20 protein-coding genes and 1 tRNA gene are annotated in these 24,941 nt (G+C 41.8%); 12 read left to right on the top strand and 9 right to left on the bottom strand.

What is annotated here, in order from left to right; genetic code table 11:
• Positions 1–58 precede the first annotated feature (58 nt).
• Both QUD05_RS28430 and QUD05_RS28425 read left to right on the top strand, forming a co-directional pair.
• The gene (locus QUD05_RS28430) at positions 59–1,303 is read left to right on the top strand and encodes a hypothetical protein (protein WP_289798995.1); all 1,245 of its coding nucleotides are present in this window, start codon (positions 59–61) and stop codon (positions 1,301–1,303) included.
• Between the two features lie 50 nt (positions 1,304–1,353).
• Positions 1,354–1,424 (top strand) — tRNA-Gly (locus QUD05_RS28425).
• A gap of 262 nt (positions 1,425–1,686) precedes the next feature.
• On the opposite strand, the gene QUD05_RS28420 is transcribed toward QUD05_RS28425, so the two are convergent.
• Both QUD05_RS28420 and QUD05_RS28415 read right to left on the bottom strand, forming a co-directional pair.
• A complete protein-coding gene (locus QUD05_RS28420; RefSeq protein ID WP_289798994.1) occupies positions 1,687–2,733 on the bottom strand; it encodes an ABC transporter permease in 1,047 nt (348 codons plus the stop codon).
• 157 nt (positions 2,734–2,890) lie between these two features.
• On the bottom strand, positions 2,891–3,409 hold the full coding sequence (locus QUD05_RS28415) for an adenine phosphoribosyltransferase (protein ID WP_289798993.1): 519 nt from the start codon (positions 3,407–3,409) through the stop codon (positions 2,891–2,893).
• A 454-nt stretch (positions 3,410–3,863) separates the two neighbouring features.
• Between QUD05_RS28415 and QUD05_RS28410 the strand changes: the two genes are divergently transcribed.
• From QUD05_RS28410 to QUD05_RS28395, 4 genes are all read left to right on the top strand, one after another.
• Positions 3,864–4,490 carry a DUF3038 domain-containing protein gene (locus tag QUD05_RS28410; protein WP_094350233.1) on the top strand — a complete coding sequence of 209 codons (627 nt, stop codon included), beginning with the start codon at positions 3,864–3,866 and terminating at the stop codon, positions 4,488–4,490.
• The gene (locus tag QUD05_RS28405; protein WP_289798992.1) at positions 4,487–5,920 is read left to right on the top strand and encodes a DUF4335 domain-containing protein; all 1,434 of its coding nucleotides are present in this window, start codon (positions 4,487–4,489) and stop codon (positions 5,918–5,920) included. The genes QUD05_RS28410 and QUD05_RS28405 overlap by 4 nt, the downstream gene beginning before the upstream one ends.
• A gap of 308 nt (positions 5,921–6,228) precedes the next feature.
• A complete protein-coding gene (locus QUD05_RS28400; RefSeq protein ID WP_289795575.1) occupies positions 6,229–6,636 on the top strand; it encodes a transposase family protein in 408 nt (135 codons plus the stop codon).
• A 129-nt stretch (positions 6,637–6,765) separates the two neighbouring features.
• Positions 6,766–7,038 carry a hypothetical protein gene (locus tag QUD05_RS28395; protein ID WP_289794483.1) on the top strand — a complete coding sequence of 91 codons (273 nt, stop codon included), beginning with the start codon at positions 6,766–6,768 and terminating at the stop codon, positions 7,036–7,038.
• A gap of 527 nt (positions 7,039–7,565) precedes the next feature.
• On the opposite strand, the gene QUD05_RS28390 is transcribed toward QUD05_RS28395, so the two are convergent.
• Both QUD05_RS28390 and dnaK read right to left on the bottom strand, forming a co-directional pair.
• Positions 7,566–8,564: a DnaJ C-terminal domain-containing protein gene (locus tag QUD05_RS28390; RefSeq protein WP_289798991.1), complete on the bottom strand. Its 999-nt coding sequence runs from the start codon at positions 8,562–8,564 to the stop codon at positions 7,566–7,568.
• Between the two features lie 108 nt (positions 8,565–8,672).
• Entirely contained in the window at positions 8,673–10,742 is a 2,070-nt protein-coding gene (gene dnaK / locus QUD05_RS28385; protein WP_289798990.1) for a molecular chaperone DnaK, read from the bottom strand.
• Between the two features lie 326 nt (positions 10,743–11,068).
• On the opposite strand from dnaK, the gene QUD05_RS28380 reads away from it, so the two are divergent.
• Complete coding sequence (locus QUD05_RS28380; protein WP_289798989.1) at positions 11,069–11,917, top strand: M28 family peptidase; 849 nt, start codon at positions 11,069–11,071, stop codon at positions 11,915–11,917.
• Positions 11,918–12,023: 106 nt separating this feature from the next.
• On the opposite strand, the gene QUD05_RS28375 is transcribed toward QUD05_RS28380, so the two are convergent.
• The 5 genes from QUD05_RS28375 to QUD05_RS28355 all read right to left on the bottom strand — a co-directional run bounded on the left by QUD05_RS28375 (position 12,024) and on the right by QUD05_RS28355 (position 17,699).
• Complete coding sequence (locus QUD05_RS28375; protein WP_289798988.1) at positions 12,024–12,938, bottom strand: bestrophin family protein; 915 nt, start codon at positions 12,936–12,938, stop codon at positions 12,024–12,026.
• 455 nt (positions 12,939–13,393) lie between these two features.
• A complete protein-coding gene (locus QUD05_RS28370; protein WP_289798987.1) occupies positions 13,394–13,801 on the bottom strand; it encodes a VOC family protein in 408 nt (135 codons plus the stop codon).
• Between the two features lie 851 nt (positions 13,802–14,652).
• Complete coding sequence (locus tag QUD05_RS28365; RefSeq protein ID WP_289798986.1) at positions 14,653–15,588, bottom strand: SIMPL domain-containing protein; 936 nt, start codon at positions 15,586–15,588, stop codon at positions 14,653–14,655.
• A gap of 139 nt (positions 15,589–15,727) precedes the next feature.
• Positions 15,728–16,102 carry a hypothetical protein gene (locus QUD05_RS28360; protein ID WP_289798985.1) on the bottom strand — a complete coding sequence of 125 codons (375 nt, stop codon included), beginning with the start codon at positions 16,100–16,102 and terminating at the stop codon, positions 15,728–15,730.
• 508 nt (positions 16,103–16,610) lie between these two features.
• Positions 16,611–17,699, bottom strand: a complete 1,089-nt coding sequence (locus QUD05_RS28355) for an NAD(P)/FAD-dependent oxidoreductase (RefSeq protein WP_289798984.1) — start codon at positions 17,697–17,699, stop codon at positions 16,611–16,613.
• A 328-nt stretch (positions 17,700–18,027) separates the two neighbouring features.
• On the opposite strand from QUD05_RS28355, the gene QUD05_RS28350 reads away from it, so the two are divergent.
• From QUD05_RS28350 to QUD05_RS28330, 5 genes are all read left to right on the top strand, one after another.
• Positions 18,028–18,870 carry a YaaW family protein gene (locus QUD05_RS28350; RefSeq protein ID WP_289798983.1) on the top strand — a complete coding sequence of 281 codons (843 nt, stop codon included), beginning with the start codon at positions 18,028–18,030 and terminating at the stop codon, positions 18,868–18,870.
• On the top strand, positions 18,852–20,219 hold the full coding sequence (locus QUD05_RS28345; protein WP_289798982.1) for an O-antigen ligase family protein: 1,368 nt from the start codon (positions 18,852–18,854) through the stop codon (positions 20,217–20,219). The genes QUD05_RS28350 and QUD05_RS28345 overlap by 19 nt, the downstream gene beginning before the upstream one ends.
• A 733-nt stretch (positions 20,220–20,952) precedes the next feature.
• Entirely contained in the window at positions 20,953–21,474 is a 522-nt protein-coding gene (locus QUD05_RS28340; RefSeq protein WP_289798981.1) for a Ycf51 family protein, read from the top strand.
• 702 nt (positions 21,475–22,176) lie between these two features.
• Positions 22,177–23,367, top strand: coding sequence for an iron-containing alcohol dehydrogenase family protein (locus QUD05_RS28335; protein WP_289798980.1), 1,191 nt, complete (start codon positions 22,177–22,179; stop codon positions 23,365–23,367).
• Positions 23,364–24,596: an aspartate aminotransferase gene (locus tag QUD05_RS28330; RefSeq protein ID WP_289798979.1), complete on the top strand. Its 1,233-nt coding sequence runs from the start codon at positions 23,364–23,366 to the stop codon at positions 24,594–24,596. The genes QUD05_RS28335 and QUD05_RS28330 overlap by 4 nt, the downstream gene beginning before the upstream one ends.
• Positions 24,597–24,941 lie beyond the last annotated feature (345 nt).

Here is a 24,941-nt window from a genome sequence, read left to right as displayed (position 1 = left end):
GGTATTTTAAAGCATTACCAATGAGTAAAAGTGCATAATCATATCCAGTTTATATAATATGACACTATCGGTTGCAGACAAAACTCCAATTCCAGCCAAGGTCTGGAGACGACACAGCGATCCACCAGGTTTGTGGATTTTTGTCGTTGTCAGTTCAGTCTCTCTGCACTTGCTGGTGTTCTGGCTGATGCGCTCATCTAATGCATTTAGTCTGTGGTTTCCCCAGCAAAATCAATCTGCTGTTCCGATCGAATTGATAGAAATTGCTCCTAAAACAAAATCAATAATCAAATCAAAATCAACAGCAAAAATAGTTTCGTCAAAGCCACTATCCTCAAATCAAAAGTCTGTACCAGCACGTTCATCACAAACAGCACGAACTACGCCTATCAATCAAGATTTTGGTGCAATAAATTCTCCTGAGAATCTCCAGAAAAAGAGCCGAATTTATGCCTCTCAACCTAATAGCGAACCTTCTAGACAACAGATAGTCCCCACGCCAAAACCGACACCAACACCTCAAGCCACACCAACACCTCAAGCCACACTGAAGCCTATAGCTAAAGCCACACCGACACCTCAAGCCACACCGAAGCCTATAGCTAAAGCCACACCGACACCTCAAGCCACACCGAAGCCTATAGCTAAAGCCATACCGACACCTACAGTTCCAGTCGGTAATTTACCTTGGAACCGTCGTCAAGAAATTAAACTGGGAAAGGGAACGCAACTTCCAACAGGTATTCCATCAAATCGACCAGTTTCAGAACCTGAAAATAGAGAAACTCCACCAACTTCGACTAGAGAAACTCCACCAACTTCGACTAGAGAAACCCCAGCAACTTCGACTAGAGAAACCCCAGCAACTTCGACTGGAGAAACTCCACCAACTTCGACTAGAGGAGCATCGGTAGCAATAGTAACTCCCTTATCTAGAGATGAAGTGATTGGCTTGATACAATCAAAAGGATTCCGACAAGATGCTTTACCTGACGTTATTGCTTTATACAAGGGAAGCAACACAAAACAATTAGACCCAAGTTTTCTTGTCCAGAATTCTGAACTTGAGCCAGCACAACTCTTGGCTAGCTTGATAATTGATCAGAATGGCAACTTTCAACAGGCTGTAGTTCTAGAAATAGAACCAGCAAAACTGCAAAGTGAAAAAAGTACATACGAGCAAGCCCTGAGCGAAGTTTTCAAAACAGAAAACTTTCTTGCTGCCCACAATAACGATGGCACAAAACCAGACTTAAGCAATTTGTATGTCAGGATCAAAATGCAACCCGCAAATTCCAACTGAATACTTGAATTTTTACAGAAACTGTGTTAAATTCATAGAGTTGGAAATTTGCGGGCGTAGTTTAGTGGTAAAACTATAGCCTTCCAAGCTATTAATGCGGGTTCGATTCCCGCCGCCCGCTTAGAAAACCTCTTAAATATGCGAAAGCAAGAAGTAAAGCTGAATATTGGTAAAATAACCAGCTAAACACCAATTTGCAATTTTGCAGTTGCAGAATTAGCTTGAGACTGAGAACAGCCAAATTTAAGACGGGATGAGGAATCAGAAAGACTTTATTCAACGACATCTTCATCCTGGCTATTTAGTTATTTGTTGTTTGATAGTTGGCAGTACCCTGAAAATCTCTCAATAAGTTTTTGGTTTTTTGAATTTAGATATTTCTGCTAATTGAGATTTTCTAGGCGAATGCGTGGATCGGCTGCTTTGAGCATCAAGTCAGCGATTAAATTGCCAACAATCAGCAGTACTGCGCCCATTATCAAGCTTGCCATTAATAAATATAAATCTTGAGCTTGTAAAGCCTGTAAAGCTAATCTCCCTAAACCAGGCCAGTTGAAGAAAAATTCGGCGATGAAGGCACCGTTTAGTAAACCAGCTAATTCAAAACCCAATAAGGTAATTAAGGGATTTATGGCGTTGCGGAGTGCATGAACGTAGATGACGCGGTTTTCTGGCAAACCTTTGGCACGAGCCGTTTGGATGTAGTCTTGACGCAGAACATCCAATAATTCGCCACGAGTGATGCGTTGCAAACCAGCAAAACTAGTAATTGAGAGTGCGATGGTGGGTAAAATCATGTGCCAGCCGATATCTAAGATTCTGCCAAACCACGACAGTTCTGAGTGATTGATGCTAGTCATGCTACCCACTGGGAAAAGCGGCGAGGTGATTTGGGCTAAAACCAGCAGCGCTAAGGCAGTGATGAAACTGGGAAAGCCTTGTCCAGCATAACTAATCACCTGTAAAATCCGGTCTGCTGGCCTATTTTGTTTGACAGCGGCAAAGATCCCTAGAGGGATGGCGATCGCCCATGTGACAATTAGAGATGCGATCGCTAATAGCAAAGTCGCTGGGACTCGTTCCCACAAGAGCGATGCAACTGAACGTTGATAAATAAAACTCGTGCCAAAATCCCCTTTGGTCAAGATTCGCCATAGCCACAGACCAAATTGCTCTGGCCAAGACTTATCTAGACCAAACTGCCGTTTGATTTCCTCAATTCTTTCTGGGGATATCTTCGGATTTTGCCGCAGCGTATCTACATAATCACCGGGTGCGAGTTGAATGATAAAAAACGACAACGCTGACGCCAACAACAAAGTTAGCAGTGCCTGCAATAGCCGCTTTATCACATAAACAAAAGTTTCGCTCGTGACTAGCCCGATTAGCCAATCCCGACCTGTCTCCAAGGAAATTTTCGTAGATGTCATTTATCTTTTGTCCTTTGTCATTTCTCCTACCCTGCGGGTTCGCCTTTGGCGTTCTCGTAGACTAGCCGCTGGCGCGTCTATGTCATTTGCCATTTGCCCTTCATCATTTGCCAGTTGTTTTTCTATTGACTAATGACTAATTACCTATGAATTATGACTAATATTCAATTAAAGAGATAATCGGCACGTCCGGTAAATGTGTACGCCCTTGCAAATCCCGTAGCTCGATAATAAACCCAAAACCTACTAAGTCGCAGCCAATCTTCTGTACCAACTTTGCTGTCGCACTCGCAGTTCCGCCCGTAGCAATCAAATCGTCCACAATCAAAACTCGGCTACCTTGATGTAAAGCGTCTTGATGCACTTCTAGACAGTCTGTACCATACTCTAGTTCATATTCAATTGAGTGAACGGCTGCTGGTAACTTCCCTTTTTTGCGGATGGGAATAAAACCAGCTCCTAATTGATAAGCCAGAGGTGAACCAAAAATAAATCCTCTCGACTCCATACCAATAACATAATCAGCTGTTATTCCAGCTTCATTACATTTTTGTGTTAAAAAGTCAATAGTGTAGCGCAGTCCCTCTGGATCGCGCAGTAACGTAGTAATATCCCGAAATAAAATTCCGGGTTTCGGGAAATCTGGAATGTCACGAACCAGAGACTTTAAATCCATAAAATGGGGAATAAGGAATGAGTTAGATAAATTAATAAGCAATGCCCAATACTTTAGCTTCTCTACGAGACGCTACGCGTAGCTTGCTTCCCCGGAGGGGTACGCTCAGTACAAGTGCCCAATGCCCAATGACTAATTTCAGATACCTGAAAAATCGTACACTATAATGTCATACGCTGGGGGTCAAGTGGGGATAAAGGCTAAAGCTTCGCTCTTCATTGACGATAATTAGAATCTAAACCAAGCTAGAAAAGGTATTTCACTAATAAATGAGGTGAATTTAGTGATGTTTTAAAATTTTGATTTCAATATAGGGAAAACTTTGAGTAGAAAGAGTTAAGTAATGTATATATCAGGTAGTCATGCTCCTGCCACAAGTCTAACGTCAAGTCTTGGCTACCGATCTTAAATTTGTTTTATCTAGTCTGTTGGAACCGCACAAGGTATTTATAGAATGAATGTTTCAGCAAGTTTAACGCCGTTCAACAGTCCAACCCAAGACTCACTGCCGATGATTCTGGACACTTTACCAGATCCTGCGATCGCTTCCAAAACGTGTCCTCGGAGAACTAGGCTGCAAATTGACCTGATTTTACTGGCAATTGAAGCTTTAGAACTTGGTGGTTCGGAAGCAATCCTGGCTTTTGCTCAAGAGTTGGATCTGAAAGGAATTGTTAAAGACAGAGTGAATTTATGGCGGATGCGTAGCTCTAACCCGCTACGAAGAGCGCACATGCGCCGTCCTTTAACTATTATGGAAGCCAAAGCTTTGGTGGTCATTGCTTGCTACATAGCACGGCGTTTAACTGTTGTCATCCGCCAGTTATTAATGATATGCCAACAAATGGAAGAAAAACAGATTCCATTAGAACAGAATTTGCGGCTATCTAATTATTTAGAGCGGTTTAGAGCGCATTTTAAAAGCCGGATGAATGCTCGACGTTCTGGTGTACTAGCATTAACTTCTGATGAAAAATTAGATGCGCTAGCAATAAATTTGTTAGGACAATTACTATTTTGTACTGGTACTGCTGGAATGCAGCGGTTCTGGATTAGTCTTTTTGACGGTGAAGTGGAATGAATATTCAACGTAAGTACAGTCTACCTAATTGTACTCTTCTTTTAGAAGGGTTAAGTGATGTCACTAGGGCTGCACAGTTCCAGGAAATGCGCCCAGAATTATCAATATTGGTAAATGCAGAATGCTATTTATCTGGTTACAATCAACCCCTAACCGGAGGGCGAGAATTTTTTGAAAGTTTGGTGAGGGCTGTTAGTGGTTACGCCCAAGAATTTCTGAGTACTGTACCCAATCCGCAAGCACACAACCAGGAATCGGAGCTAGTAGAGTTTAAAAAAATTGACGGCAACCGCCACAGGTTAATCGTACATTCAGAGAATGCTCCAGAGGGGTTTGAGTCTCACTCTAATAATTCTAAACGTCCGCCGATTGAAATCGATTTGAATACGGTGCAGTTGTTTGATTTAGTAGAAGCAGTGGATCAGTTTTTTGCTGATAGCCAGACTTTACCAGAATTATCCCTAGAACTACAACCAGTTACTAGACGCTATGGTGGTGCTAGTCAGGCTGTAATTAGGCAAGCTGTTCCTGCTGCTGTGGGAGTATCAAGTTTAGCAGTAGCAGCGATCGCATTTAACTTGATTCCACCTCCTCAAATTCGTCCACCGCAGCCTAAGCCAGATGAGCAAACTAGCTCTACAACAAAGAGCCTTAATCCTCCAGCATCAGCGGCTGCAACACCCATCGAGGCTGCAACACCTACAGCAACACCCACAGCCAATGAAAAGCCAGTAGTCAAAGATTTAGAAGCACTTTTAAATACAGTTCCAGAAATTACCGATCCATCCCAGCTGCGTGCATTGAATCGTCAAGTGTATAACCAAGTTCATCCAGCTTGGACTAAGCGTTCAGGATTGCAACAGGATTTGATCTATCGTTTGGGTGTAGCTGCGGATGGAGCCATCGTTGGTTATAAAGCGGTGAATAAAGAGGCCAATCAAGGAGTTGGGCAAACTCCTCTACCTAACCTACTTTACAATCCTGCTAATCGCGCTCCCATTTCTAATGAACCGATAGCCCAATTCCGAATAGTGTTTACTACAAATGGTGTGCTGCAAGTTAGCCCTTGGCGAGGATATGCTAAGACACCAGAGGTAGTCGGTGCAAAAATTACTGACTCTAATATCACTAAAGGTTTAAATAAAAAGCTTTATAATGCAGTTCGTGAAACCTGGAGTGGCACTCCCACCTTTACGCGAGATTTGAAATATCGGGTAGCAGTCAACAAAGATGGTGTAATTGCTGACTATGAACCACTTAATCAAGTCGCCTTTGATTATTTCCGAGAAACACCTCTTCCTAAGATGTTTAACGCCATCTATGGTTCTAATGTAGCTGCTCCCAATGACAAAGAACCTCTAGCCCACTTCCAAGTGATATTCAAGCCTAACGGCAAGCTGGAAGTCACTCCTTGGAAGGGATATCAGTAATTAGGCATGGGGTATGGGGCAAGAGAATTAAGTTGCTATTCCCTGTGCCCTACTCTGAGCAATAACATACCTCGCTTGCCGCTTGACGCTATCCACTTTTTCGTTCAGAATTCAATTCTGTTAGCGGATAGCTAAGGTTTAGCCCATTCTGACTCCTGATATCATGTCGGCTTGATTACTTACTAAACATCCAAGAACCCCACCCCGCCGCACGGGGAGACAGGGTGGATTAATTGTCGAGAGAGAAAATATAACATAGAAGGATGATTCCTTAAGAAAAACACGGTTCTCCCAGAGGAAAGTTAGGAATGAATTTAATCGAAGCAATCCAAGGGGTTCCCGATTATCGACATGCTAGAGGTATTAGACATAGACTTTGGATAATACTAACTATAGTTTTGTTAGGTAGTTGTACAGGATATTGGGGGTATAAACCTTTAGCTGAGTTCACAAAAAATCATCGATTATCTCTAATCAAATTATTAGATTTATCTCCAGATATTCAATTTCCGTCAGCATCAACATTCAGAAATATTATGATGTCAATTGATTTTCAGATATTAGCTGAACTGTTTAACGTCTGGGCAGAAAAGAGTTTGCCAATTAATTTCAAAGAATTATTTGCCATCGATGGGAAATGTATTAAAAGTACTGTAACCGGGGGAAATCAATCCTATCAAAACTTTGTGAGTATCGTTTCAGTTTTCAGTTTATAGTCATCAGCAAGGATGGGTAATCAGACATCAAGCTATGGAAAATAACAAAAACAGTGAGATTAGTGTGGTAGAAGAGCTAATTAAAAAGCTTTATGGGCATCATATCGTGATTACAGCCGATGCACTACATTGCCAAAAAAAACTGTTGAGCTGATTATCGAGGGAGAAAATGACTACATTATTACTATTAAAAGAAACCAGCCAAATCTCCTGAAAGTAGCTACTGAGCTAGCTGAATCCTCAATCGCTATCGATACCAATTACCATGATGAAAATTTACATGGACGAAAGACTACTCGTCAAGTCAAAGTCTATCCAATTCCATTTGAGTCACTACCTGATTGGGTTGGCGCTAAAAGTTTAATTGAGGTTAACAGATATGGAACTCGACCTCAAGGATAGAATTGTCGTCGCCAGATTGTTGACTATCATGAACAACACTTTTATTTAAGTAGCTGAAATTATTCAGCTTCAGAATTCGCGGAGATTATTCGTGGTCATTGGTCAATTGAAAATCAACTTCATTGGGTCAAGGATGTAACTTTAAATGAAGATAACTGTATTCATACTGGCGGTTTTTCACCAGCTAATTGGGCGATGAGTCAGACAGTTTTTAGTTTCCCTGGCTCGTCAGTTAAATTGTCGGACTCTTCCCGAAGCGTTAAGGCTGATGGCTAACCAACTTCAAATGATTTTTGATGCGCTATTTGACCACTCCGACTCCTTTTGCCCAATGCCTGTGAGTCCAATGGTCGAGTGAGAAAACTTTTTCTCTCCCGACAATTAATCCACCCTGCACCCCGCCGGCGGGGAGAGGGCTGGGGGTGGGGTGCAATGACTGTGGGAATCACAACTAATTATCCGAACATGATATGACTTCTGAATTCTGTTTTGATAAAGGTATTAAATATAGATACACAACCTCATTTCTAACGTATTAAATCAGCGCGGGGTTTAAAGGTTTCAATTTGCCGTAACTTTTCGTAAAGCTCCCGTTCTTCTTGACTAATATTTTTTGGTGTAACTATTTGAATTTCTACTAATTGATCGCCACGTTTTCCATCATCGTTAGGATAACCTTTATTACCTAGTCGAAATTTTTGACCAGACCTAACGCCCGGAGGGGTAGTCATTTTCACAGGGCCGTCAAGAGTAGGTGCTTCTACCTGTCCTCCTAAAACTGCCTCGCTGGGAGTAACAGGTACTTGGCAGACGATATTTAAACCTTCTAGCTTAAATAATGGATGAGGTTCAACGGTAATTTTTAAGTATAGATCGCCACCACCAACGCCTTGGTTCCGCAAACGGATGGTTTGACCTGTTACCATCCCTGGTGGCATATTAACTTCTAGCGATCGCCCATCTTCCAAACGAATCCGTTCATTACCACCTTGATAAGCTTTTTCTAGTGGAAGCGTTAATCTGGCTTCTATATCTCGACGGGCTGTCCGAGGTGGTGGAGTATTAACTGTATAGGCAACTTTTGTTCTGGGGGAACGAAACGGATCGCTAGTATTGCCATTACTAGAGTTATTTGCCGCACTCTTATTTTTAACGCCGATAACTTGATTAATAAAGCTTTCAAAGTCGGAGAATTGGCTAGGATCTACGTCCTGATTCCCGTTGCGATCGCTAGCACTACTCTGCCAAGTTTTAGCCTTTGGCGTTTGTTTGTTACCTGCAAAGCCTTTTTGCTTCCAGTAGCGGCTAAACTGGTCGTACTGCGATCGCTTGGCTGGATCGGAAAGAACTTCATAAGCCTCGCCAATATCCTTAAATTTTTCCTCAGATTCTTTGTTACCCGGATTCAGATCGGGGTGATATTGCCTTGCTAACCGCCGATAAACCTTTTTAATTTCCTCAGCAGAGGCATCTTTAGATACTCCTAAAATCTCATAGTAATCGCGAAAGTTCGGCAAATTTTGCATAGTTCAGTTATTTAAATTTTATATTTTAGATCCATTAAGAGTTAGGAGTTAGGAGTTATGAGTTGAAAGATTTATTTTTAACTCCTAATTTCTAACTCCTAACTTTTCTTATAACCAATCATTGTCTTCTTCATCATCCCAGTTATCTTGGTAGCTGGGGCGGGATTTGCGTGGAGGACGGCTTTCATAAGAGGAAGAACGATTATCGCGGCTATAATCTCTACCGTAATCTTTGCCATAGTCTTTACTGTATGAGTCGCGTTCTCGATATGTATCTCTGGGAAATTCGCGTTCTCGTTCTTTCTCACCGCCAGTAAAGATGTCACGGATAGTCCCAAACAAATCATCGTCTTCATCTTCAGCATAAGTCTGGCGGACTTCCCGATTTAGCTCATAGAGAGCATCTTGCAAGTCGGCGTACGCTTGATCGATACCGCGATCGCTATTTTCCTGAAGACTCTCCTTTAGTTGTCGGCAAATATTATCAATTCTTTGGCGGCGGCTGCGGGCAAACTGCATACCAAATTCCAGCGCGACTTCTCTCAGTTGCCGTTCTGCTTGGAAAATCAACGCCTCAGAACGAGTCCGCTTTTCTATTCTTTCTTTACGTTCGCGATCGACATCAGCGTATTTTTGAGCGTCTTGAATCATCCGATTCACTTCTGACTCGTTCAAGGTGGAAGCGCCTTGAATGGTGATACTCTGCTCTCGTCCAGTGGTTCTATCTAGGGCTGTTACCTGTAAAATACCATTAGCATCAATATCAAATGACACTTGAACTTGGGGAATTCCTCGTGGCGCTGGTGGGATGCCATAGAGCTTGAACCGTCCTAAAGACTTGTTGTTTGCTGCCATTTCCCGTTCGCCCTGAACTACGTGAATTTCCACAGTATTTTGGTTATTTTCAGACGTGGAAAAAATATCAGAACGGCGTACTGGAATTGTCGTGTTGCGGGGAATGAGTTTTTTCATCACACCACCGATGGTTTCCAATCCCATAGAAAGGGGTGTAACATCCAAAAGCAGCACATCTTTGAGTTCGCCGACGAGAATACCTGCTTGAATTGCTGCACCCACCCCCACGACTTCATCAGGGTTAACGTTCTCGTTCGGTTCTGTACCAATTAAGTCCCGCACAAGCTGCTTTACCATTGGCATTCTTGTAGAACCGCCAACTAACACAACTTCTTCAATGTCTCTAGGTGAAAGTCCGGCATCTTTGAGGGCGCGTTTCACTGGTGTCCGCAATCTTCCCACCAAATCACCACACAAACCTTCAAACTGGGAACGAGTTAAACGAGTTTCGAGATGTTTCGGCCCATCTTCCGTGGCAGTGATGAAGGGTAAATTAATATCGGTGACACTGACAGCAGAAAGCTCAATTTTGGCTTTTTCCGCGGCTTCCATGAGACGTTGCAAAGCTTGGCGATCGCGTCTTAAGTCTACCTCTTCTGTTTCCAGAAATTGCTCTGCCAACCAATCTACTATTATTTTGTCAAAGTCATTCCCACCAAGTTGCGTATCGCCACTGGTAGCTTTGACTTCAAATATCCCATCGCCAACTTCTAAAATCGACACGTCAAAAGTGCCACCGCCCAAGTCAAAGACTAAGATAGTTTCCGTGTCACCCCGATCTAATCCATAAGCCAAAGATGCCGCTGTCGGTTCATTGAGAATCCGCAGTACTTCTAAACCAGCAATTCTGCCAGCATCACGGGTTGCCTGCCGTTGAGAATCGTTAAAATAGGCGGGTACTGTAATAACTGCCCCTGTAACTGGTTCACCCAAATAGCGGCTAGCATCGTCTGCCAATTTCTTCAGCACCATTGCCGAAATTTCTTCTGGGGCGAAATCTTTATTCAGACGAGGACAGGCAATTTTAATATTACCTACTTCGTCTTTGCGGATGGTGTAGGGCACACGCTTAGAATCTGCATTCAGTTCACCATACTTCCGCCCAATGAAACGTTTAACTGCAAAAAAGGTATTTTGAGGATTGAGGACGGTTTGTCGCCGTGCCATCTGCCCAACCACCCTTTCACCTTCTTTGCTGAAGCCAACTACGGAGGGGGTTGTTCGCATTCCTTCTGCATTGGCAATCACCATCAGCTTGCCACCCTCCATAACGGCGACTACTGAGTTGGTTGTACCCAAGTCGATGCCGACTACCTTGCCCATGCGTTACTCTTCTCCTAAAGTGTCTTATATATTTATTATGATTGGGCGGAACTACCTCTAGCTTTGTGCTACAAGATAAAAACACCTCAATGTATAATACTCAAATACTCATCATTAAGGCAGTAAGCTAAGAAGTGCAGCTAGAGGAGATAGTTGCAAGACTAGGATAGCATTGAGATGGTTGGCGTGCCCAAGCAGCCTCAATTCTTGATATCCGGCTATTTCTGTTTAAGTTATCTGCAAATTGGTAAGTTAACCTTAATAATGCTTACTTTGCTTGTTTGAGTGCCTGAAAATTCTAATATTATTGCTACTACTTAAAAGATTTGAATTTAACAGAGCGATTACAGACTTCCCTGAGTGCGATCGCGCGAGAACGCGATCCTTACATGGCAACGGCTGGACATTTTTTTGTCCAAGAATATATCCGCCAGCAATTTTCCCAATGGGGGAGTGTGGAAATCCACACCTTTGAAGTCAGAGGTAAAGCTTGTAATAACTTGATATTAAATTTACCATCCCAAGCTCAAGGGCAAAAAAAGGATTTACTACCGATTTTAATTGGCGCTCATTATGATGGCGTTCTAGGAACAGTTGCAGCTGATGATAATGCTACAGGTGTAGCGGTGTTGCTGGAATTGGCAAGAAAGTTTGCTGCTGAACCTGTGAGATATCCCTTAAGGCTGGTTGCTTTCGATATGGAAGAATACGGCTTACTGGGTAGTGCTGATTATGCAGCCCTGTTGCATCAACAAAAGCAACAGCTACGCTTAATGATTTCCCTAGAAATGCTGGGCTATAAGGATTCTACACCTGGTTCCCAAAGTTACCCCCCTCCTTTGGAACGCTTCTACCCAGATACGGGTGATTTTATTGCTTTAATTGGCAATTTGCGGACATTGCCTGACTTAATTGGGATGAGCCGTAATATTCGCAAAGCTGGCGTATCTAGTCAATGGCTACCCGTGCCGAATCGAGGTTTAATAGTTCCCCAAACCAGACTTAGCGATCATGCTCCATTTTGGGATTTGGGTTATCCGGCAATGATGGTGACAGATACGGCATTCTTGCGAAATCCACATTATCACAAGGCTAGTGATGCGATCGCTACTCTGGATTTAGATTTTCTGACTCGTGTATGTGAAGGATTGGAAATTGCGATTCGGCGGTTGTGAAAAGATATTTTATCTTATATCTGATGCGTGGATATTGGATTTTTCATCTCACTTACTTGCAAACTGCTGTATATTCTTTTTTATTAATCAATATCCTCAGCTTTTTTCAATTGGTTATACTATCTTGTTGATGCGATCGCGCATTGGGAGTCAAAGTAATTAAATCGTCAATATTGCGCTTCATTGTTTCACAAATTGCATCTAATGGTAAATCATTAGCGTCATAACCAAAGGGGTTTTCTATCTCTAAGCCAATGGCTTCAATGCCAAACAAAGTGAACCCAACCAAAGCAGAAACTAAACCTGTCCACCAACCGAGACTGTCTACTATTTGAAATGGTAGCAAGAAACAATATAGTATCAGTAATTGCTTCAAATGAATAGCATAAGCAAGTGGCATAGGTGTTTTTAAAATACGTTCGCAAGCACCTAAATTATCCACAAGACTATTCAATAATTCTTGCAGAGATGTTAGCTGGTAGCTATTAAGACAATTACGATCGTACTGTTGCTGTAAATAATCTCCTATCCAAAAGGCAACCTCTATAGGAGGATTATTCATAATCTTCAGTTTTATATACTTAGTAGATGGCATTAAGTCTTCTAACTCGCTATTGACAGTTTCTCCTCGCAAATGTAATTTAGTTGTCACAGCAAAAGCTGCCAATAAGTTCAATGCTGTAATTTTATTGTCTTTATCTTCTGGTGAAATTTCATCAACTGATACCCAAATTTGCCTCGCTAAATTTCGGGTGTTATTTACTATAGAACCCCAGCATTTTCTTCCTTCCCAAAATCGTTCATAAGCAGTATTTGTACGAAAGACAAGTAACAAACCTAAAACAATGCTAGGAATCACATTTGCTAAAATAGGCTGGGATACAGGTTTTTCAAAATGGTGAAGCAGAGAAATTAAAAATCCGAAAGCTCCACACCATAAAATATGTTTGAAAATTGCTTTCATTACTGAACCTTTAGGTTGTAATGCTGTGCGGAGCCATTGGATTTTTTCGTTCATCATTTATTCACCCTAGTAAAATATTTATTTAACCGATATATTCAATATTTGTTAGCTTAAAAACAAGCATTATAAAAGTAGCATAATTATCACAGAGATCATTAAAAAAATCTTCTTAAGAAGAACATAATATACTGTTGAATATGTATTTTATTCTAGTTTCTGTTATACAATTTAAAGTCCGGTTAAATACTTATTATTAGCACTGAAGTAAACATCATATAAAAGTCAAAAGCAGTGCTAGGGCTGGCTACAACTAAGCAACAATTGTAAATAAATGTAAATATTTTCCAGTGGCAGCATAAATTACGCATTGTATCCCGATAAATCTATGGAAGAAAAGGTATATTCCTATCGATAATGTTCATACAGCATTAGTCGGTATCATGTACCCCAGTAAATCAAAAAGTTCTAGCCTGTAAAAATCCTGCCCTGTACATTAAACGTCTAGACATAACTTATTTGGTTATGTCTTTTTTGTTGTAGTTAGTCTCAAAACGTTGAATTTCAATCAAATAACCATCAGGATCGCGGAAAAAGCAGTGATAAATATTGTACTTTTCATTTAGTGTAGGTGGCTTTTCAAATTCGACGCCACGTTCTTGGAGATATTCAAACCATTCATCCACCTGCTGTGTTACCAGGGTAAAAATGACACTTGAGTGTTTATCGGTTGGGGGAGTTAATTTTTCGCTTGCTTGACACAATCCTAAGTATCCAGAACCACTAACAGTATAAATTCGACAGTTTCCTTGGTCAAGCCATAACTCCAAACCTAGCTTTTGTTCGTAGAATTCTGTAGATATATTGAGATTATGGGTAGAGAAGAAGGTAACTTGTTGGTCGATTTGCGGATGAGTAGACATAAAACACATTTGAGTATATACCCTAACGACATCGGGCGATCGCATAGGTAAAAATTGATTGATGTTAGAAACCTGTTACTGCTCCAGAATGCCTTAAGTGCATCTGGAGTTTCTTTTTGGAAAAAGCCATAAAAATTTTCCCAATCATCCTGATATGGCAAAACATGGCTGAATAAGGATGCATACTGAATTATCTATATTTAACACGGGCATCAGTTATTGATGTACCCTTCCTGCCAAACAACTCTCGCAAAACAGCCTCAGATTATCTGGGGCTGTTTTGCGTTACTTCCAACAGAGAAGGTGTGTAAATGAGAATCCTCAAACACTTTTATCTACATTTGAGTGTATACCCGGATGACGTAGGATTTTCTCAGGGTGAAAATTTGGTATAGGTAAATGCGTATCTTTCCTGACTCCAGATTTGTCACAAACATTTCTGGAGTTTTTTCATTACTGAAGTTTGAAATCAGCAATCTAGCCTAAACTAAAGTGAATATTTGATTTTTATTATGAACACGCTATAGGTGTGCGTTAAAAGAATTACTAATTTTAGCCAAATACTGAGTATTATTAATGATTTATATAACCTATTTTTTAACTTGCATATTCAATCTTTAGGGTGCGTTACACTACGTTAACGCACCTGAATTAGCTTGCTATTTTTTGTTTTCTTTCGCTAAGTGATATACTCCCAAAGCAGCCCCTATTCCTAATACAGCAGGAGCAGCAACTCCTCCTACAATAACAGCAGCAGCGCCTCCGTTGATTCGGTTCAGAGGAAAAATAGTTAAGAGATCGCACTTCCAATTTTGACTCAATCAAAGTGCGATCGCACTAAATATAAATGTTTATTTCGTTGTATATGTCACAAAAATATCCTTTTTCATTTCAACTTCTGCTGGGGCATCTGGATTATAAACTGGTGATAATAAAAAACTAGCAAACGACGGTAAAGGAACTCCAGTTTTAGAACTACATGAGGGATAAAGTAATGTGTAAAATGGCTCGGCGACAGAAGGAGTACCAAGTTTAACTTCCATCGCAGTTGCTAAAGCCTGAGCGCGGCTTTGGGCATCTTTCATCGCTGATTGATAAACTGAACTCTGCAAAGCTTGACAGTCATTTACTGCATAGTCAACACCCACACTCTTGACAGAAAGGTTTTCAATTTGGCTCGTGGACTTGTTCGCTGTAGCAACAATTTCTTGGACGCGAACCTCCAAAGGAGGAGCTTCGCTAACGCGTGTTGGTTTTTCTAGTCTCACCAATATTTTGGCGTTATTTTCACTGGCATTAGGATTAATTTGCACTTGAATTTTATCAGTCCTAATGCCTTTAGCAACTAAGCTATCCACTACAGGCTGAAGAGTTGCTTTCGTTGGGGATTTTTTGTTTGGTAAAGGTTCTGCTGCTGTTTTGTAATTAAAAAGTAGAGTTGGTGAGGCAGCCCGGTCTTGTTGTTCCAACAAAGAGGGACTGCCGAACCCGGAGGGTGAGGATAGACGGCGGGTTTCGGGTAGAGATGATGGTTGCGTTTGTAACTCATCATTGCTACTTCCACTACTGAATACCAACTCAATATCCGCTGTATCTGCTGGCACTCTCACAACCCCTTGACCGATTACCATTAATGAATGGCGATCGCTTGCTGGTGGGTAAAACAATTGGGCATTAGTGACTTTGGGTGTTAATGCCCCTACCCCTACAGTCACGGAAATACTTAGCATTAGAGCAGTTATTTTTCTCATATCCTGGGAATATCCTTTGAAGTTAGTAATTGTCAAAGTTTACACCTCAATTGGAATCTACTTAAAAAATATTGAGCTAATCCCACGACTAAAAGCTGTGGGATTAGCTCAAAAATTAAAAATTCACTGCGGGCGTTATGATATCTCAGCAGAGAGCCAAATCTCGTTAGAACTCTTAACCAAACCAGTGAGAGGGTTCACAAGCTGGTTGAACTGTTTCACAAACACGATGGCTAATCCAATCTGACTTTTCTTGAACGATTAAACAAATGCCTTGGTGAATCAAATTCTGTAAATGTAGTTGCTGCTCTAAGGGTTTACGAGGCAATTTGTAATAAGCCAAGCTTCCTTGTTCAGCCTCCGCTGGAATCTGTTCATCAGACATGATGCTGTAAAAGGAGGGAATGCGGTTAAGAACGAAAGTAATTAGCTCTTGGCGTAAATCAGGAATCGCAAAGGCTTGTTGATATGGATGGGATGGATATGTATTCAAAACACTTTCAATTTCTCCCACTATTGATTGTTGTGTTAAATTGACTACCGTTTTCATGATTTCTAAACTCCTTTTTTAATCAAGTAAATACTTTGTGGAGAAAATAATTTTTTTAGATGGCAACGTCTTAATTCCAATCAGTTAACTTACTTTNNNCTGATAGATGCAATNTTCCCNNNNACTAGCCTCTTATCTTGGTACAATCTCAGACATTTGGCTTTGCTTATTTTAGTTAAAGTTTATACTGTCTCACAGCATGACTTATTAAAACAGCATCCAATAAGCTGGTAATTTACCGACATTTTATATTTATAATCCTAATTATTTCAAATTTCTACCAAAAAGGCAGAAATCTACATAAAATGCAGCATAAAAACTAGGGGATCAAGATTAACAGCAATAAAACTACTTGAATTAGGAACAAGTTTTTCATGAAGTTAAGCTTTTTGGGTAATTGGCATCACTTTTTCGGTTGGCGACAAAGTTTGTTATTTCATCTAAAAAACTTATTTATTGCACTTTGATTTAGTCAGTCAGAAAAATAGAGACTCACTATAGTGCAAAATCAGTCTAGCGACAGATGAAATGATCGGACAAAAACGTTTAAAAAGTTCACATTATCGAAAGGTAAATGACGCAACTGATTATTAATTTCGTCAGCCGCAGCTAATCCAGAAAGCATCGCACCTTCGATAAGATTGCCGCCACACCAATCACCACAGCAAACTAAAGGTAACGGAGTTTTGGCAGACAAAAAAGCTTCGTGCCAAGGACGGCTAGAAAAGGCATAACGCCAACGATGTACTTGCATCCATTCGGGAGTATTGAGCCAAGGAAGAGAGAGNNATTCAGCTGCTCGTTGCAACATCACTTTTCCAGCAGGTTGTAAATCCTGTGATTCTAAATGACGTTGGGCAAAATCAGCGCTACTTTGCACCACAAAATGTGGTTGTTGAGGGTTAGGACGCTTGCTACTGTCCAAACCAATCCATGCTAAATCAGCATCATCTACAAAAGTTAGGGCTTTCCACTGAGGGAAGGGTTGGGATGTAGAAGCATATCCCGCGATCGCACTAATCGAAGGATAAAATTCTACAGAACGCAAGTTATCAAGAAAGGCTGCATCCAATCCACTTTCACCCAAAGGTTCTAACAGCATCACAGCTTGGGGTGCAGGAATGGCGACGACTATAGCTTTTGCAGTTAATTCTTCATTACTAGATTCGAGAGTCAAACGCCAGCTATGTTCAGGAGTTGGGGTAATAGCGATGACACGTTGATTCAGTAATATTTCTAAACCTGGAGCGAGAGATTTAGCGATCGCACTCATTCCCCCAGGCGCAACATAACGCGGACTGCGGTTTTTGGGTTCAGATAAAGGAGCGCCTGTTGTAAGTTCGTAAACCTCATCTGTCCAAACTTCCAGGATATGGCGATCGCGCAATATCTCCACAAAATGTCTAAATAATTCACCCTTTGGCTTCAGGTAACAAGCCCCATGATCCGCAAAAGTTCCATGCAAGCGGCGTGTAGCTAGTCTCCCTCCTAAACCGCGCGACTTTTCTACCACTACCACCGAATATCCAGCTTGACTTAACTGCTGGGCACAGACTAAACCAGCAATTCCGGCACCAATCACTGCAATATCAGTCATGAGTCAATAGTCCTTAGTCATTAGAGAAGGCAGGAGGCAGAGGGCAGGAGGAAAGAAGTATCATTGATTACTTTAATTCTGGGTCATTAGCCAGTTTAAAAAGAAGATACTGGTACAAGTAAGTGCCGCAAGATATAAAGTGTCCACAGCCTAAATCCCACGCAGTTGCGCGCGGGTTACTCTTACCTCCTATAGTGGGATTATATTAAATGAAGTTGAGTTACTCCTGCCTCCTGCTATTATCAAAGGACTAAATTACTACTAATGAGTGCTGAAAGCTAATAGTAGAATAAGGTACAGAAAGCTGCACGGAAGGGAGGAAGGGAAATTGGATGAAATGAGGGCGGCGCTAGAGTTAGCGACCGAAGAAGAATTGCAAGATTTAACGGCAATTCTATTTAGTCGTAAGTTCAATCCCTTAGACTATGTACACACACCCGAACCCATCGAAGTACAAAGCCAAGACCGCAAAGCTTGGTTAGATGCACTAGAGGGTCGCTTTCGTTTTTTGGCAGCAGATGGGATGACAGTATTACGGGGACGTACAGGCCAAGTAACTTACCGACAAGCGTTAGTTCAAGTATGTAAGTATCTAAAAATTCCCTATTCTAATCAGCTGGCAACTATTGATTTAGAAGCAGAAGTATTTTTGCATCTACTAGGACAGGTGTGGAAAAAATTACCGGAACAGGAAAAGCAAAAATTGACTGTACAGGTGCAGCGTCAGCTGCTCAAATCAGAATTAAAACAACCCTTACCACTTTTATTACAACGTGATCCCTTGGGTTTACTTTTCAAAGGCGGTAGTGCGATCGCGGTTACTTCTCTTCTCCAGCCACTTGTACTGAAGCAAATTGCCCGTCAATTTGCCATCCACTTTGCTACTTATGAAGTAGCCAAACAAGCGGCGATTACAGGCTCAGAAGCAGCTGCAACCCAATTCAAAAGCTATGTAACGATGCAAATGGCGCAGCGGGGTATGACAGTGAGTGCAGCTCGTTATGGGGCAGCCCGCACGATGTTTGCTGTGATTGGCCTGATGATGTGGACTTGGTTTATTGCAGATTTAGGCTGGAGAGCGATCGCTACTAACTATGGTCGAATCATCCCCACTATCTTCGCCTTAGCTCAAATTCGCCTCACCCGTGAGGAATGTTGGGAGCCAGCTTGAACAAGGTTTTTGACTATTTCAAATCTCGTTGGCAATCTTCTTGGAACTACTCTCTATGGGCACTGTTAATCTTCCCATTGAGTCCTTTAGTGGGGGCTGTAACTGTAGGTATTGTCTCATTAATAACTTGGCTGAAACAATCCCGCAAAATTAATCGCCGCCCCCTCAACTGGGGATTTGCCCTGTTGAGTATTTTACTGATCGTGAGTGCTGGCTTTGCCCAAGACAAAACAGCAGCTTTCCTCGGCTTATTTAATTTATTACCATTCTTTTTACTTTTCGCTGCCCACAGCGCTCTGATTCAAACATTTACCCAATTGCGGCAAATGGCTTGGGCTTTGGTAATTGGTTCCATGCCAGTAGCAATTATGGGCTTGGGACAATTATTTTTAGGCTGGAGTTTCAAGTTCCAGTTTGTGTGGGTTGTGTTTAGTTGGACAATCAGACCAGGCGGAAACCCACCAGGTCGTATCGCTTCACTTTTCTTGCACGCTAACACCTTCGCAGCTTACGTAGTCATAGTTTTCATCCTTAGTCTAGGGTTGTGGATCGAACAATGGCGATTGGGTATAAGAGGCAGAGGAGCAGAGGAGCAGAGGGGCAGAGGGGAAAGACTTACTGCGCCACACTCACCAGTTCCCTTTCTCTTTCTAACCGTGGCAGTGATTGCGAATTTTATTACCTTAATTTTCACCAACTCGCGTAATGGGTGGACGATCGCTATTTTTGCCTGTTTAGCTTATGCACTCTACCAAGGTTGGCGCATTCTTGTAGGTAGCGTTGCTGCGATCGTTTCTAGTATTCTTTTAGCGGCTTTTGCTCCCTCACCAGTCGCTCACATTTTTCGCTGGGTAGTTCCTGCCTTCTTTTGGGCAAGGTTAAATGACGATATGTATCCAGATAGACCAGTCGCTTTAATGCGAAAAACTCAGTGGGAGTTTGCCTGGTCTTTAGCTCAACAACATCCTTGGACTGGTTGGGGATTACGCAGTTTTAGTACACTTTACAAAGCAAAGATGCAGATTCCCTTGGGTCATCCCCATAACTTGTTTTTAATGTTATCTGCTGAAACAGGTTTTCCCAGTGCTTTTTTATTTTGTGGCTTACTAGCTTGGATTTTGATTACAAGTGTCCAACTACTCCAAAAGTCAAAATATATAAATATAGGAGACAAATTGATATTTTTCAGTTATCTTCTGTCCTTTGTTGGGTGGATTTTATTGAATACAGTAGATGTAACCCTCTTTGATTTTCGTTTGAATGCGATTTCATGGCTAATTTTGGCTGCCATTTCTGGAGTAGTACATCGTTATCACGAAAAAGACAAGCTTGCATATCGTCAAAATTAACTATTAGTTTTTTCAGTGTATGCACTGGGGACATTGAGAGTTTTCAGTTAATAAGATTGTTATATTCACGTCTGTGAGTGTGACTGATACCTAATTAGTCACTGTTGCTGATTGTTGGGAAGGTGTAGGGACATCCCTTTTGGGGTTTTCCTGCATGACGGGCATCTCTTGTAGATGCCCTTTTGTATATATATTATTTTCATTGTAGTTAAACACGATTCAAAAACAGGATTGATCGGTTATATATCAGAACTTAATTTAACAACAAAANNNTTTAGANNNAACNNNAATATTCAATTAGATATTGTTATAAAAATCAANNNNATTTATATTATTAAAAANTTGGTTATAACAAAATTTTATAAAACTTTTATTTTGCCTATATCACTAGTTNNNGACTTGTTCCATCTCCTGATTCTCGCTGCAATTGCTGCCAAAGAAAATGTGGTTTTTTGCCGACTTGACGACGCAGCGGCTAAAATTAAGATGCGCTCTCAATGGAATAAAGATGCTGATTGAACAGCAATTATCGCTGTTTTATGACTCTCATGAGATAAAAATTAGAAACCTGTGTTGTAATTAGTTTTTATAAATCTAGGCGTAGGTTGGGTTGAAGAACGAAACCCTTTAATATTCTGATTGGCATTAAAGACTACGATAACCCTTATGGTGTAAGCTCTCGGTAAAATGGGTGTGTCGGTAACGAAAAAAAGACGCCTCCATAACCAACCTTATGCTCACAACAGCTAACTTTCTTCAGTACACCCAATGGTCAGGTATAGCTACCTTGGTATTTGCTGCCTTGACATTTTTGGCTTTTATTCTCAAATGGGGCATCCGCTTTCGGTTGGTGGGTACGACTGGCTTTATGCTGGTGGTGACTGCTGGTTTATTTGGACTCTCAATAGTCCCCTTGAGTCGGACTGTGATTCCTGGAGCAGCCCGGTACACTCTAGTTTATGATAATGGCTCAACACAAGCGGTGATTGCCACATCACCCCAAATTACACCCACACAATTAGAAGCAACTTTACGTCAAGCAGCTAGCAATCTCTTTTCTTATGGTCGCTCAGGTACACTGGAAGACGGAAATTTGACAGTTCGCGCCCGTACCATTATCCACCCGGAAACAGGGATTTCTGTCCCAGTTTACTTGGGTGAGGTCAAGCGATCGCTCATTTCTCATCAAAATTCCCCGGTAACAGTCAAAATTTACACAGAGAATTTCGCCAAATTGCCAAAACCTACTGCTTAAGAGGCAGGGAGCAAGGAAGCAGGGGAGCAGAGGAGAAGTAGCAGTAGGTCTTTCCCCTCTGCTCCTTTGCACCTCTGTCTCTTGTACCCAATGCCCAGAGAATAAAAATAATTTACCTGTTATCAGGATGACAAAATTTATTTTGTATTTACTGATACATTAATGATTATATTTAGATTAAGATATTTACACTTTAGTGGTTATACTGTGGGAAAAGGTTAATCAGCGTGGGGGTAATGGTTACTGACAGTTGTGATTTGTCAGTTGTTGTCCTAATTGCCCCTGTTGCCGTTTTTAAAATTCTTTACAGCAAATCAAGGGGTTGTAGGGGGATATCTTTGCATACCTTTACATATATAGTCTGTAGCTAAGGAATGCATGAAATAGCACGATCGCCTATACATTATCAATTATCGATTGCTTTTCTTGAGAATCTGACAATGGTAATGTTAATTAATTATACGGTTATTCAAAACTTTGATAGTTCGGAATTTCAGTCCAATGGGTTTTATAGATTCAAGCAATGTCGTCAAACTACTCAATCAGTCGGCAACATNCACTTGTCTATTNNNTTGCTTGGCTCAAATCCAGATGATCTGGGTGTCAGGTTGGAGCTATCCAAAAACCANGCTTGGCAACAAGTATCCTTGAACGCCAGTCTATTTGATTAAGAAATATCAAGGTTTTGATAAACGAGATTATATGCCCAATAATTTTTCTACTCAACCTTCTTTGTCTACTCAAACCTCTAACTCATTCTTTACGCTCACAGTTTCCCCCGCAAAAGTAATCCGTGGTTCTGGGGTGTTGCAAACAGCCGCCGCAGAGATTGCCTGTTTGGGAAGTCGTCCCTTAATTGTGGCAGGTAAGTCTACTCTCGCTATCAGCCAACAAAATTTACAACCAATTTTAGAAGCGCAGCAGTTACATAGTGTCCAAGCTTCTTATGGTGCAGATTGCTGCGAAGCTAGTCTGAAATCTTTACAGAAGAAGGCAAAAGAACATAAAGCTGATGTGATTATCGGTGTTGGTGGTGGCAAAGCCCTAGATACAGCGAAATTAGTCGCGCAGCAGTTACATTTACCAGTGGTGACAATTCCGACATCCGGGGCTACTTGTGCAGCTTGGAGTGCCTTATCGAATGTTTATTCGGAAGATGGGGCTTTTCTCTACGATGTGGGGCTATCTCGTTGTCCCGATTTATTGATACTCGATTATGACTTGGTTAAAACTGCACCACAACGTACCTTAGTAGCTGGAATTGGTGATGCGATCGCTAAATGGTACGAAGCCTCAGTTAGCAGTGGACACCTGCAAGACACTTTAATTATTGCTGCGGTGCAACAAGCACGAGTTTTGCGAGATATCTTGTTACAAAAGTCAGCCGCCGCCCTGGAAGAACCAGGTAGTGAGGTTTGGCGAGAAGTGGTAGATGCTACTGTTTTATTAGCTGGGGTAGTTGGGGGACTTGGAGGGGCGCAGTGTCGCACAGTTGCCGCCCATGCCGTGCATAACGGTTTAACTCATATTTCAGGACATGGCAGTATTCATGGCGAAAAAGTTGCTTTTGGAATTTTGGTGCAACTGCGTTTAGAAGAAATGCTACAAGGCAATCAACTAGCAGCATCAGCACGGCAACAGTTGTTAAAGTTCTACACAGAAATTGGACTACCCCAGAAATTAAGTGATTTGGGATTGGGCAATATTACATTAGGCGAGTTGCAAACAGCCGCCGAAATGGCTCTAGTTCCTAATTCTGACATCCATCGACTACCGTTTAAAGTCGCGCCAGAACAGTTGATGGCAGCAATGGTTTCTACCACTGCACCTATAGATAGTAGAGATACTACAAATCGAGTTTCGCCCAAGGGAATGAGTGACGAGGTTTTATGAGTTTAAATTGGATTGTCCCAGCAGAACGCATACAAAAACTACCACCTTATGTATTTGCCCGTTTAGATGAACTGAAAGCTAAAGCACGGGAACAAGGGTTAGATTTAATTGACTTGGGTATGGGAAACCCCGATGGTGCAACGCCAGCACCAGTAGTAGAAGCGGCGATCGCAGCCTTGAAAGATCCTAGCAATCACGGTTATCCACCTTTCGAGGGCACAGCTAGTTTCCGCCGCGCTATCACCAACTGGTATCGTCGCCGTTATGATGTGGTTCTCGATCCTGATAGCGAAGCCTTGCCATTGCTGGGTTCTAAAGAAGGATTAACCCATTTAGCACTCGCCTACGTTAACCCTGGTGATTTAGTTCTGGTTCCTTCCCCAGCTTATCCGGCACATTTCCGTGGCTCGGCGATCGCTGGTGGAAAAATCCATAGTATGATTCTTAAACCTGAAAATGACTGGTTAATTGATTTAGCTGCCATTCCTGATGAAGTTGCAAGACAGGCGAAAATTCTCTATTTCAACTATCCCAGCAATCCCACCGCCGCCACCGCCCCCCGCGAATTTTTTGAAGAAATCGTCGCCTTCGCCCGCAAATATGAAATTTTGCTGGTGCATGATTTGTGTTACGCCGAGTTAGCTTTTGATGGTTATCAACCTACTAGCTTGTTAGAAATTCCTGGCGCGAAAGATATTGGTGTGGAGTTTCACACCTTATCTAAAACCTACAATATGGCTGGTTGGCGCGTCGGGTTTGTCGTGGGGAACCGCCATGTAATTCAAGGTTTGCGGACGCTGAAAACTAACTTGGATTACGGCATTTTTGCAGCATTGCAAACAGCAGCCGAAACAGCTTTGCAACTGCCAGATGTGTATTTGCACGAGGTACAACAACGCTACCGTACCCGCCGCGATTTCCTCATTAATGGGTTAGGAGAGTTGGGTTGGGATATCCCCAAAACCAAGGCGACGATGTATCTTTGGGTGAAGTGTCCCGTTGGCGTTGGTTCCACAGATTTTGCCCTGAACGTGTTGCAACAAACAGGCGTTGTGGTGACTCCAGGTAATGCCTTTGGGGTTGCAGGTGAGGGTTATGTCAGGATCAGTTTGATTGCAGACTGCGATCGCTTGGGTGAAGCTTTAAACCGCTTCAAGCAAGCTGGCATCCGCTATCAACCTGAAGCTGTAGTCCCTGCTTCAGAAGCGATCGCCGATCTGGTTAGTTGATTAGAGAAAAGACAACCAATATTAGATGACTAAAATTTTTGCTGATGATCTTTGAGATCGTGTAAAAAATACGATTATACGAAGCGACAGCTATTGCAAGTGAACTCTCTAACGTGGACTTCCAGGTTGAGACAACCCGTAGCTATATTCAATAGACTTCTTGCAGAAGTGGGGGAAGGGATAAAGGTATGGAATTTTCCCTTCCCCTTTAATCTTTCCCCAACCAGAAAGCAAAAATAACTTTGCAAGATGTGTAATATCTGCTTTGCCCGCAAACCAGGATATTGAATGAAGATGGAGGGCAGTTCGAGTCTACGGAAGACTGCCTTCTGCTTCCTGTCTTTC

The organism is Nostoc sp. GT001, assembly GCF_030382115.1.
Lineage (GTDB): Bacteria > Cyanobacteriota > Cyanobacteriia > Cyanobacteriales > Nostocaceae > Nostoc.
Note: the sequence above shows the minus strand (reverse complement) of the source record. Positions and strands in the feature narration are given on the sequence as shown.